The sequence below is a fragment of the Blautia sp. ZXY-1-B12 genome (assembly GCF_056339915.1).
In genome coordinates this window covers 1-11595 of record NZ_JBWJVP010000086.1, presented here as the reverse complement: position 1 = coordinate 11595, position 11595 = coordinate 1, and the positions used below count along the sequence as shown (strand labels likewise).

Genomic DNA, 11595 nt, shown 5'->3' with positions numbered 1-11595 from the left:
AAATCCCACCTAGACACAAAAATGACAAAATCTTTGTATATACTGTAGATGTAACGATCAGAGATGAACAGAAACTCGCCAAAAAAGTTAACAATAACAACATTATGTTAACAAAAGAGAAACCATATGAATTTCCCTCTCCGGGTGAGATCCTTCTTCACACATTCTCCCGTTATTGTGGAAGTGGTCCTGCAGGGCTTTTCTGCGGACGGGATCTTGCGAAGGCCGGATATTGTCCAATAATACTTGAACGCGGAGAAGAGGCTGAGAAACGTCAGAAAACAGTAGAGAATTTCTGGAAAAATGGTGTTCTTGACTCTGAGTCCAATGTACAGTTCGGAGAGGGCGGCGCCGGCACCTTTTCCGACGGAAAGCTGAACACGCTGGTAAAAGATCCTTACGGACGTAATCATGAGGTACTGAAGCGTTTCGAGGGTCGTGATGGAAGAAATTATTTATCAGCAGAAGCCACATCTGGGAACGGATGTACTGGTTGGTATTGTTGAAAAAATGCGTCATGAAATCGAAGAAATGGGAGGAAAATTCTGCTTCCGTTCCAAGGTAACAGATCTGATTTTTGAGAACAATACATTAAAAGAAATTGAGATCAACAATGATAAGAGAATCCCTGCACAAGTCTGTGTACTGGCACCAGGACACAGTGCAAGAGATACTTTTGAAATGTTACAGAAACGTGGTGTTTATATGGAGCCAAAGTCATTTGCAGTGGGGCTGCGTATTGAACATCCTCAGGAAATGATCAATATGGATCTTTATGGAGAGCCTGAGAATGAATTACTTGGTGCAGCCAGCTATAAAGTAACCCATAAGTGTGCAAATGGCAGAGGTGTTTATTCTTTTTGTATGTGTCCGGGCGGATATGTTGTAAATGCATCCTCTGAACCCGGTCGTCTCGCAGTGAACGGAATGAGCTATCAGGCACGTGATTCCAGAAATGCAAACAGTGCCATGATCGTCACAGTTACACCAGAAGATTTCCCGGATAAAGGAGTTCTTGGCGGCGTAGAATTTCAGCGTGATCTGGAGAAAAAAGCATGGGAGCTCGGAGAAGGAAAAATTCCTGTTCAGCTGTTTGGTGATTTTTGCAAAAATCAGGCAAGTGAAGCATTAGGAGAGGTTACTCCCTGTATGAAGGGAGAATATATACTGACAAATGTACGCTCTGTTCTGCCAAAAGCAGTAGGCGATTCTATTGAAGAAGGTGTCAGAGCCTTCGGAAAACGAATTTCCGGATTTGACAGAGAGGATGCACTGCTCAGTGGCATTGAAAGCCGTACTTCTTCTCCTGTAAGAATCGTACGTGATCAGAAGCTCACAGCAAATATGGCAGGAATTTATCCATGTGGCGAAGGTGCAGGTTACGCAGGCGGAATCACAAGTGCTGCCATGGATGGAATCAAAGTTGCTGAGACTGTATGCCGAAAATATGCGGCTATAAAAAACAATTGATCTCTTAAGCGGGATATTACCGATAACCAGTAATCCAGTAACGTTACTGTTCACTCCGTTCACAGTAACGTAGCCAAAATTCATTCCAGATTGCCTGCGGCAATGGAATTTTGGCTTGTATGTCTCGGGATTTTGGCATATTCATGCCAAAACACCTCGCGGGACAGTGGTGTGTGAACAGTAACCCAGTAACTATAAAGTTCACATAAAAATCAGAGAGGAGAGTGTACATCTCTCCTCTTTTATGCTAGAATATAATTTGCAATTTGCCCAGAGGCTTTAGAGAGCACAGGCAGACTTATGAATAATGCAAATAATATTATGAAGCAGCTTCCCAGGGAACAGCGGCCGTATGAGAAATGCTTTATGCAGGGTGAGGGTTCATTAAATGACACTGAACTGCTGGCAGTAATCCTGCGCAGCGGCACTTCAGGAAAGAATTCACTGGCACTTGCACAGGAGATCCTGAAATTTATGGAGTCGTCCTCCTATCCCGGCCTTATGGGGCTTATGCATGTATCTGTACAGGATCTTATGAAGATTCATGGAATCGGACAGGTAAAAGCAGTACAGTTAAAATGCATTGGAGAACTTTCCAAAAGAATTGCCAAGGCTGCTGCCAGACCGCAGATAGTTATGAACAATCCCTCCTCCATAGCAGCTTATTATATGGAAGAACTCCGCCATGAAGAGCAGGAACTGGTGATCTGTATGATGTCAGATGTGAAAGGACATTTTCTGGGAGATAAGATACTGACCCGGGGAACTGCAACCGGTTCGCTGGTAACACCAAGGGAAATCTTCATGGAAGCCCTGCGCCGCCATGCAGTCAGTCTGATATTGATACACAATCATCCAAGTGGTGATCCTACACCAAGTCCGGATGACTTACAGATCACAGCCAGGATTTATCAGGCGGGGGAACTGCTGGGAATACATCTGCTGGATCATATTGTGATCGGGGATCAGAGATACTGCAGCTTCAGAGAAGAAGGATTATGGAATACATGTACAGAATAAGGCAACAACAAAGGGGCAGAATATGCTATTTGAGAAAACATATGGAATAGATTTGGGAAGCAGTTCCGTAAAAGTCTATTCTTTTTTCAGAAACAAAACTTATATCGAGAAAAATATGATCGCGTCCAAGGGACACACGATCATTGCAATGGGAAATGAAGCATACGATATGTTTGAGAAATCCCCCACAGATATTACGGTTACTTCGCCAATGACATTTGGCATGATCGCTAATCTGGAACTTCAGGAGATTGTTCTTTACAGTATGATCCGAAAGATCGATCATATCCTGGGATTTGGCGCAACAATGTATTTTACTGTTCCTCTGGATATGACTGCGGTTGAGAAACGGGCATATTTTCATGTGGCGAATGGTCACTGGTTAAAGAAAAATCGCGTATTTATGGTAGAGGCACCCATTGCAGATGCCATTGCCATGGGTGTCAATCTGGAAGATCCGGAAGGAAATATGATCGTAAATATCGGTGCACAGAGTACAGAAGTATCGATCATCACCGGAGGAAAGATCATTATCAGCAGGAAAATACCGCTGGGAGGCAGACAGATGAATGAATCTGTCTGCAGTGAAATACGTAAAAGATATAATCTGCAGATTGGCACAAGGACTGCCAAGAGGCTTAAGATGGTCATGGGACGCCTCAGTGATCCGAAAAAGGAAGTACGTAAGGTTGTAGGAATTGACTGTATTTCCGGACTGCCAAGAGAAGAAATCATTTCTTCTTATGTGGTAAATGACGGTATCATGAACTGTCTGAATGAGATTGCGGCAGAGATGAAAACATTTCTGGAGCGAATTCCTCCCCAGATTTCCTACCATATTGCGAAACAGGGGATTTACATAACCGGAGGCAGTACCAGACTTCCTTATATTGATAAATACCTTGCCAGTTATACAGGATTCACCTTTAATCTGTCAGATTTTTATGAAACCTCGGCAGTTACAGGTCTGGAGAAAATAATCAGAAATAAAGAACTGCGTGAATGGGCAGTACCGGTTACGCAGAGAAAACTATAATTTTTAGGGGTGCATCAATGAAAAACCTGAAAAAGAAAGTACATTTTAGGATTAAATTAAAAAGTAAACATCTTCTGGTCATTATGTCGATTTTCTGCGTCAGCTGTATTGCTGCCACTTTTTCATCCGGCGTAACCACTGCACCGCTGCAGGATGCCGCCGGGATACTGATCGTTCCATTTGAAAACAGCATCAATCGGATCAGTTCAGTTCTGAAAGGAATGCAGGACCGTATGCGTGATAAAGAAGAAATCCTCAGTGAGAACGAAAATTTAAAGGCACAGATAGACAGTCTCACAGAACAGAACAATAAACTGATCCAGGATCAGACAGAATATGTAAGATTACAGCAGATGTATAATCTTGACCAGCAGTATACCGAATATCCAAAGATTGCTGCAGAAATCATATCCAAAGATCCGGGCAACTGGTATGATACCTTTATGATCAACCGGGGATCTGCAGACGGCATTCGTGTGGATAATAATGTACTTGCAGATAAAGGTCTGGTCGGGATCGTGACAGAGGTCGGAACTCACTGGGCGACTGTACGTTCCATTATCGATGACAGCAGCAATGTCAGTGCCATGACTGTCAGCACACAGGATAACTGTGTGGTGGAAGGAGATCTGGAACTCATCGATGAGGGTAAATTAAGCTTCAGCCAGTTGTATGACCAGAATAATAAAGTAACAGTGGGGGAACGCATCGTTACCTCCAATATCAGTGAGAAATATGTAGAGGGACTGTTTATCGGATACGTCAGTGAGGTGGAACAAAACAGCAACAATCTGACCAAAACAGGTACCATTGTCACACCTGTAGATTTCCAGCATCTGAAAAATGTACTTGTCATTACAGTAAATAAACAGGATTCTGTTAATGACAATGCTCAGGCAGCTCAGGAGGCGACTGCAAATGAAGAGTAAGATAGCGTTATTTTTTATGATCCTGATCAGTTTTCTTCTTCAGTGTACTCTTCTTCATGTGATATCCATCGGTTCTATCACGCCGAATCTGATCCTGATCCTGTGTATATCCATGGGGCTGATGCGCGGAAGAAAAAGTGGACTGTGGACAGGATTTTTCTGTGGATTTCTGGTAGACATGTTCTATGGCTCTGTGTTTGGTTTCTACGCTCTGATCTATATGTATATTGGCTTTTTAAGCGGATATGCCCACAGGATCTGCTATGATGATGACATAAAGGTTCCGGTTATGCTTGCAGGTATCGGGGATTTACTGTACGGACTTTCTGTCTATGCATTGCAGTTTCTGCTCAGGGGACGTCTGGGGCTCGGAACCTATTTATACCGGATTATTTTACCGGAGATTTTTTATACAGTGATCCTTACACTGATTGTTTACCGGGTATTTCATTATATTAATTATCATTTCATGAAGAATCCATCAATGAAGGAAAGTGAGTCTATTTGGGTACTAAAATAAAAAGATTTTTTAAAAAGATACGAATAAAACGTACCACAATACTGGTACTGGTTTTTGTATTTATGTCAGCCACTCTGGTCCGTCAGCTTTTTGAACTGCAGATCATCCAGGGAGAGGCTTATATCAGCAAATTTGAATCAAGAACAACAAAAAAACGTGTGATCAAAAGTACGCGTGGCAATATCTATGACAGAAATGGTGAGGAGCTGGCAACAAATGTGCTGGCTTATTCTGTTACCTTTGAGGATAATGGAACTTATGATTCTACCAGAGAAAAGAATCTTACACTGAACGGGATTGCCTATAAAGTCCTGAAAATCCTTGAGTCCAACGGGGATTCCATCAGTACCGGCTTCCATATTGTTTTGGATGAGAGCGGGAATTATGCTTTTGATGTTGATGAGGGATTTACTCTGAACCGTTTTCGTGCGGATATTTACGGAGAACCGTTGATTGATAACCTGACAAAAAAACAGAAAAATGCCACTGCAGATCAGATGATCGAGTTTATGAGCGGAAAAGAGGGATTTTCCATTGTTCTTTACGGCGATAATGCTTATACCAAAGAAGAACTGACATCCCATGGACTTCCGGAGAACCTGTCAAAGCAGGATATACTTGAGCTTTCCAAAATCCGCTATGCACTGAGCACTAACAGTTTCAAGAAGTACATGGCCGTTACGATTGCTTCAAATATAAGCGAAAAATCTGTAGCTGCAATCAGAGAAGATCAGCCGGAGCTTCAGGGAATTGACATTGTAGAGGATTCTGTCCGCAAATACATTAATGATGCAAGCATGGGACCAATTCTTGGTTATACGGGACAGGCTTCTTCAGAAGAGCTTGAAGAACTGAGACAGAAGAATCCTGATTATTCAAATGATGCGATCATCGGTAAATCGGGAATTGAGAAATATATGGAAACATCTCTTCAGGGAACAGACGGTGAAGAAACTGTCACTGTCGATAACCTTGGTAAAGTACTTAAGATTGACGACAGCACGAGAGTAGAACCTGTCGCAGGTAACGATACCTATCTTACCATAGACAGCAGCTGGCAGTCCGCCATCTACCAGATACTGAAACAGAGAGTTGCCGGAATCCTTTTATCCAAGATCGAAGCATCCAAAACCTATGATTTCAGTGTAAATGATGCTGCACAGATCAAGATACCGATCTATGATGTATATAATGCCCTGATTGCCAACAGTGTCATTGATATCAGTAAATTCAGTGATGCCAACGCCTCCGATACAGAAAAAAATTTATATGCCAAATTTCAACAGAAACAGCAACAGGTTTTTGATACAATAACTAACAGGCTGACAGCTGAGAATCCACCGGCCGTAAAAGATGAAGATGATCAGATCCAGGAATATCTTACTTATATCTGTGATGATCTTCTCAGAGATACGCTGGGGGTTATCTCAAAGAATGCCATTGATACCTCTGACAGTACTTATCAGAAATGGACAACCGATAAAGATATCAGTCTGAAAGATTATCTGACATATGCGGCAAGTCAGAACTGGATCGATATTTCCAAATTTTCTACAGAAGGAGATTATCTGGATTCCGATGAAGTATATCAGGCTCTTACAGATTATCTGATCGATTATCTTAAAAAAGACACCAATTTCTCAAAACTTCTGTATAAATATATGCTTCAGGAGGACACCATTTCCGGAAGCGAGATCTGTCTGGTGCTGTATGAACAGGGAGTTTTATCAAAAGATGATGGCAGTTACGAGGCTCTGGCCTCCGGCTCCATGACAGCTTATGACTTTATGATCAATAAAATTTATACTCTCGAAATAGAACCTGCACAGCTTGCGCTGGAGCCATGTTCTGCTTCTGCAGTAATCACAGATGTCAAAACAGGGGATGTTCTTGCATGCGTATCCTACCCGGGATATGACAATAACCGTCTGGTAAATAACATGGATACGGATTATTATGCGAAATTATCTACAGATAAATCCAGTCCGTTTTTCAATAAAGCAACCCAACAGACAGCAGCACCGGGTTCTACATTTAAGATTCTGTCTACAATTGCCGGAATGTCTGAAGGAGTGATCGATGACGGAACATACATTAACTGTACCGGCTCCTTTGATCTTGTAACACCTCCGATCAACTGCTGGAACAAACAGGGACATGGAGAGATCGAGATCAGGGAGGCGATTGAGCAGTCCTGTAACACTTATTTCAACATGGTTGGTTTTAAACTTGGTCAGGATGCAGACGGAAACTTTTCAGAAAACCGAAGCCTGAGTGTACTGCAAAAATATGCTTCAGAGATTGGCCTGGATAAGAAAACAGGTATCGAGATCACAGAATCCGCACCTCATGTGTCAGATTCCTACGCAGTCCCGTCTTATATCGGACATGGTACCAATGCTTATACCACCAGTCAGCTGGCACGTTATGCAACAGCGATCGCTACCAGTGGAAATGTTTATGATCTGACTTTACTTGACAGACAGACAGATTCCAAGGGTAATACTTTAAAAAAATATGAGCCGGATATCATTAATACAGTTGATGTATCACAGAATGTGTGGGATGATATTCACGACGGAATGTACCGGGTAGTACAGACTCACAGACAGTTTGACGGACTTGGCGTGGATGTGGCAGGTAAAACCGGTACAGCCGAGGTAACTGTTTATCATCCAAACCATGGTTTGTTTATGGGATATGCCCCGGCTTCAGATCCTGAATATGCGATTGCAGTGCGTATTGAGAATGGATATACTTCCGGTAATGCGTGTCTTGCAGCTGATGATATTTTTAAATATATCTTTGAATTAACTGATGAAAAGTCTATTCTTACCGGTGTTGCGGCAAGTGATACCAGTGATACTTCGAATGACTGAAACTACCATACAGGAGAATACCAGAAGAATGGAAATTTTTTCAGGGAGGAAATTGTAACTATGAGTGAAGTCATTGTGATTACTTCCGGCAAAGGCGGAGTAGGAAAAACCACAACTGTCGCCAATATCGGAACAGGTCTGGCTATGCTGGGCAAAAAAGTTGTTGTGGTTGATACAGATATCGGTCTGCGGAATCTGGATGTTGTTCTGGGCCTGGAGAACAGGATTGTCTATAATCTGGTGGATGTCATTAACGGAAGCTGCCGTCTGCGACAGGCTCTGATCAAGGATAAAAGACATCCGGAATTATGTCTTCTGCCATCTGCGCAGACAAAAGACAAATCTGCTGTGTCTCCGGAACAGATGATAAAACTGACCGACGATCTGAGAGAACAGTTTGATTATATTCTTCTGGACTGTCCGGCAGGAATTGAACAGGGATTTAAAAATGCGATTGCAGGTGCTGATAAAGCCCTGGTAGTTACCACGCCGGAGGTTTCTGCGATACGTGATGCAGATCGGATCATCGGACTCCTGGAAGCCAACGAGATCAGAGATATCAGCCTGATCATCAATCGCCTGCGGCCGGATATGATTGCAAGAGGTGATATGATGTCCGTAGATGATGTAACGGATATCCTTGCTGTTGATCTGATCGGAACAATTCTGGATGATGAACAGATTGTGATTGCCACAAATCAGGGGGAGCCTCTTTCCGGGAAATCTTCTCAGGCAGAAGAAGAATACATGAATATCTGTAAACGCCTTTTAGGTGAAGAGATTCCGTTTGCAGACATTAACAGGAAGCAGGGGTTATTAAGAAAAATAGGTAGTTTTTTCAAAAAGTAGCCTGTATTTATAAGGGGGAATCTGTGTGAAAGCTTTTTTTAAAGAAAAGAAGCGTTCAGCCGGATATGCAAGAGACCGCATGAAGCTTCTGCTGATCTCGGAACGTATCGACTGCTCTCCACAGATGATGAAAATGTTGCGGAATGATATGATACATACCGTAAAAAAATACCTTACTATTGATGAAGAACAGGTAAAAATCCAGATTACGCAGGAACCTGCAGTACTCCATGCGTATATTCCTGTTTTAAACAAAAAGGATAACCGTTTGGTATCTTCACAGTTACTAAAAAGGACAGATAAATTATGTTAAAGCAATATAAATTAAGATTTTACAATTTCAGACTGATCATTTTCCTGCTGGCGATCAGCCTGATAGGAGTTACACTGGTAGGCACAGCAGCATCGGACCTGCGATCAAAGCAGTTTGCCGGAGTAATACTTGGACTTATTGTCATGCTGGTACTTTCTTTGCTGGATTACTCATGGATCATGAACTTTCAGTGGATTATGTATGGATTTAATATTATCATGCTGATCGTTGTGCGTATTGCGGGTGACAGTGCCAACGGTGCCGCCAGATGGATCGGTATCGGATCTTTCCGATTTCAGCCGACAGAATTATCAAAGATTATCCTGATCGTATTCTTTGCAAAATTTTTTATGGATCATGAGGAGACACTGAATACACTTAAAACGCTGGCATTATCCGGCGTATTACTGGCAGTACCTCTGTTCCTGATCCTGGAACAGCCGGACCTGAAAAATACAATTACTGTTGTAGTAATTTTCTGTATTATGATCTATGTTGCAGGTTTAAGCTATAAGATCATCGGAGGAGCACTGCTTATTGCTGTTCCATTGACCATTATTTTTTTATCAATTGTTGTCCAGCCGGATCAGAAACTGCTCAAGGATTACCAGAGAAGCCGTATCATGTCTTTTTTGTATCCGGAAAACGAAGAATACTCGGATGATATTGAACAGCAGAATAACTCTAAAACTGCAATTGCTTCAGGGGAACTGGTCGGTAAGAAATTAAGCGGTGATGACAGTACAACTTCTGTAAATCAGGGAAACTTCGTAGCAGAGAATCAGACAGACTTTATTTTTGCTGTTGCAGGTGAAGAGTACGGATTTATTGGATGCGTGATAATTGTATTGCTGCTTTTGGCAATTGCCTTTGAATGTATCCGGATGAGTCTTCGGGCAAAAGATTTGTCAGGAAAGGTTCTTTGCTGTGGAATCGGCGGCCTGATCGCACTACAGAGCTTCATTAATATCTGTGTTGCAACAGGTCTTGCGCCTAATACGGGAACTCCCCTTCCTTTGTAAGCTATGGACTGACTTCGCTGGTAAGTCTGTATATTGGTATGGGGCTTGTACTCAATGTAGGACTTCAGAGCAGCACATACAATAAAGAAATTATTCAAAAAGAAATTGACAGAAGAGAGGATTACTTATGAGAACAAAAAAGAAATCTTCCGGTAAAATACCGGAAAAGAAATCTGCTGTTCCATACAAATCTGCAGCTCCGCACAGACACAAACCTTCCAGACCGCTTCAGACAGTCAAACTGCCGAAATCGCAGATGCCATCCAGACAAACAGAGGAGCATCAGGCTCTGCTGCGTACAAAATATCATAAAAAGCGTCAGAGATTAAAACATATATTCAGGATTCTGGTTGGTGTATTTGTGATTCTTGCAGCTGCCGGCGGTGTTTTTTACGGATGGAATATATTAAGCGGAAATTATTTTGGTACTCCTGAACAGGCTTTTGATTCTTCTGAAGTTTTCACAAATGCCCTTGCAGCTAAGGAAAATATGAGAACAGAATCTTTTGCCCAGAAATTATGCGTTTCCCCCAAAGGAAATGTTGATCGTATTAAGAATGCCCAGCTGGAAGATGGACAGAAAGGGCTACTGTTCAGTCTCGAGCAATCATAAAGTACTGTATGCAAACGGCATTTATGATAAGGTGTATCCTGCAAGTATTACCAAGATCATGACAGCAATGCTTGCATTACAAAGTGGAAAACTGAATGACACTGTCACGATCACTCAGGATAATGTTACACTGGAGGATGGATCACAGGTCTGCGGATTTGTGGCCGGCGATCAGGTTACCCTTGATCAGCTTCTCCACTGTCTGCTTGTATATTCCGGCAATGATGCAGCTTCTGCCATTGCGGAATATGTTGGAGGCAATACAGAGAACTTCGTACAGATGATGAATGATTATGCCGCAAAGCTTGGATGTACAGGAACACATTTTTCCAATCCACATGGACTGCAGGATGAAAATCACTATACAACACCATATGATATTTATCTGATGCTGAATGAAGCATTCACCTACCCTGAATTTACAGAAATTACAGAGTTGCCGTCTTATACAGTAACCTATACAGGCTCAGACGGAACTGAAAAAAGCACCACGCTTACCGCAACAGACCATTATCTTACCGGAGAGGCAACAGCCCCAAAAGATGTTACAATTCTCGGTGGTAAAACCGGAACAACAGAAGTAGCCGGCAATTGTCTTGCAATCCTTACACAGAATGCATACGGAAAAACTTTTGTTTCAATTGTAATGGGAGCTGCTACGAAAGAACTTCTGTATCAGGAGATGAATTCACTGCTTCAGAATATCAACAGTTAGTCAATATAAAACGGATACAGTTATCATTAATTGTATCCGTTTTATGTTATAGAAAATTCTCCGCAATGTTTTTATAACACCTATAACATAATAAAGTCTTCCGACAGGGGTCGTACAAGACCATCCACTTTGCTGTTACAAGAATTCCGGTTACATAAAAGAACGAGGTGAAAGATCATGAATAACAATTGTATTACAACATACACAGGCAGACATATAGATCCATTAC

General features: G+C 42.0%; 10 protein-coding genes and 2 pseudogenes. All 12 read left to right on the top strand.

The features are described from left to right. A pseudogene (locus AC075L_RS05880) lies at positions 1-506 on the top strand (hypothetical protein); the annotation flags it as partial. Next, complete coding sequence (locus AC075L_RS05875; protein WP_476387338.1) at positions 442-1470, top strand: NAD(P)/FAD-dependent oxidoreductase; 1029 nt, start codon at positions 442-444, stop codon at positions 1468-1470. The pseudogene AC075L_RS05880 and the gene AC075L_RS05875, both read left to right, overlap by 65 nt. 300 nt (positions 1471-1770) lie before the next feature. Next, entirely contained in the window at positions 1771-2490 is a 720-nt protein-coding gene (gene radC / locus AC075L_RS05870; RefSeq protein WP_008703183.1) for a RadC family protein, read from the top strand. Between the two features lie 22 nt (positions 2491-2512). Continuing rightward, positions 2513-3526, top strand: a complete 1014-nt coding sequence (locus AC075L_RS05865) for a rod shape-determining protein (protein ID WP_022379976.1) — start codon at positions 2513-2515, stop codon at positions 3524-3526. A gap of 17 nt (positions 3527-3543) precedes the next feature. Continuing rightward, the gene (gene mreC, locus AC075L_RS05860) at positions 3544-4455 is read left to right on the top strand and encodes a rod shape-determining protein MreC (protein ID WP_020993912.1); all 912 of its coding nucleotides are present in this window, start codon (positions 3544-3546) and stop codon (positions 4453-4455) included. Then, the gene (gene mreD / locus AC075L_RS05855) at positions 4445-4975 is read left to right on the top strand and encodes a rod shape-determining protein MreD (RefSeq protein WP_008703177.1); all 531 of its coding nucleotides are present in this window, start codon (positions 4445-4447) and stop codon (positions 4973-4975) included. Before mreC ends, mreD begins: the two co-directional genes overlap by 11 nt. Then, positions 4960-7854, top strand: coding sequence for a penicillin-binding transpeptidase domain-containing protein (locus AC075L_RS05850; protein WP_118633716.1), 2895 nt, complete (start codon positions 4960-4962; stop codon positions 7852-7854). Before mreD ends, AC075L_RS05850 begins: the two co-directional genes overlap by 16 nt. A gap of 60 nt (positions 7855-7914) precedes the next feature. Continuing rightward, entirely contained in the window at positions 7915-8703 is a 789-nt protein-coding gene (gene minD, locus AC075L_RS05845) for a septum site-determining protein MinD (RefSeq protein WP_008703173.1), read from the top strand. Between the two features lie 25 nt (positions 8704-8728). Continuing rightward, the gene (gene minE / locus AC075L_RS05840) at positions 8729-9016 is read left to right on the top strand and encodes a cell division topological specificity factor MinE (protein ID WP_020993911.1); all 288 of its coding nucleotides are present in this window, start codon (positions 8729-8731) and stop codon (positions 9014-9016) included. Continuing rightward, a pseudogene (locus AC075L_RS05835) lies at positions 9010-10169 on the top strand (FtsW/RodA/SpoVE family cell cycle protein). Before minE ends, AC075L_RS05835 begins: the two are co-directional and overlap by 7 nt. Then, positions 10166-10651: a hypothetical protein gene (locus AC075L_RS05830; RefSeq protein WP_476387337.1), complete on the top strand. Its 486-nt coding sequence runs from the start codon at positions 10166-10168 to the stop codon at positions 10649-10651. The pseudogene AC075L_RS05835 and the gene AC075L_RS05830 overlap by 4 nt, the downstream one beginning before the upstream one ends. Beyond that, positions 10611-11366, top strand: a complete 756-nt coding sequence (locus AC075L_RS05825) for a D-alanyl-D-alanine carboxypeptidase family protein (protein ID WP_476387336.1) — start codon at positions 10611-10613, stop codon at positions 11364-11366. The genes AC075L_RS05830 and AC075L_RS05825 overlap by 41 nt, the downstream gene beginning before the upstream one ends. Positions 11367-11595 lie beyond the last annotated feature (229 nt).

Excerpts from the sequence above, each read along its gene's own strand:
- AC075L_RS05875 (WP_476387338.1), top strand. The coding sequence starts at position 442 with ATGGAAGAAATTATTTATCAGCAGAAGCCACATCTGGGAACGGATGTA.
- radC (WP_008703183.1), top strand. The coding sequence starts at position 1,771 with ATGAATAATGCAAATAATATTATGAAGCAGCTTCCCAGGGAACAGCGG.
- AC075L_RS05865 (WP_022379976.1), top strand. The coding sequence starts at position 2,513 with ATGCTATTTGAGAAAACATATGGAATAGATTTGGGAAGCAGTTCCGTA.
- mreC (WP_020993912.1), top strand. The coding sequence starts at position 3,544 with ATGAAAAACCTGAAAAAGAAAGTACATTTTAGGATTAAATTAAAAAGT.
- mreD (WP_008703177.1), top strand. The coding sequence starts at position 4,445 with ATGAAGAGTAAGATAGCGTTATTTTTTATGATCCTGATCAGTTTTCTT.
- minD (WP_008703173.1), top strand. The coding sequence starts at position 7,915 with ATGAGTGAAGTCATTGTGATTACTTCCGGCAAAGGCGGAGTAGGAAAA.
- AC075L_RS05830 (WP_476387337.1), top strand. The coding sequence starts at position 10,166 with ATGAGAACAAAAAAGAAATCTTCCGGTAAAATACCGGAAAAGAAATCT.
- AC075L_RS05825 (WP_476387336.1), top strand. The coding sequence starts at position 10,611 with ATGGACAGAAAGGGCTACTGTTCAGTCTCGAGCAATCATAAAGTACTG.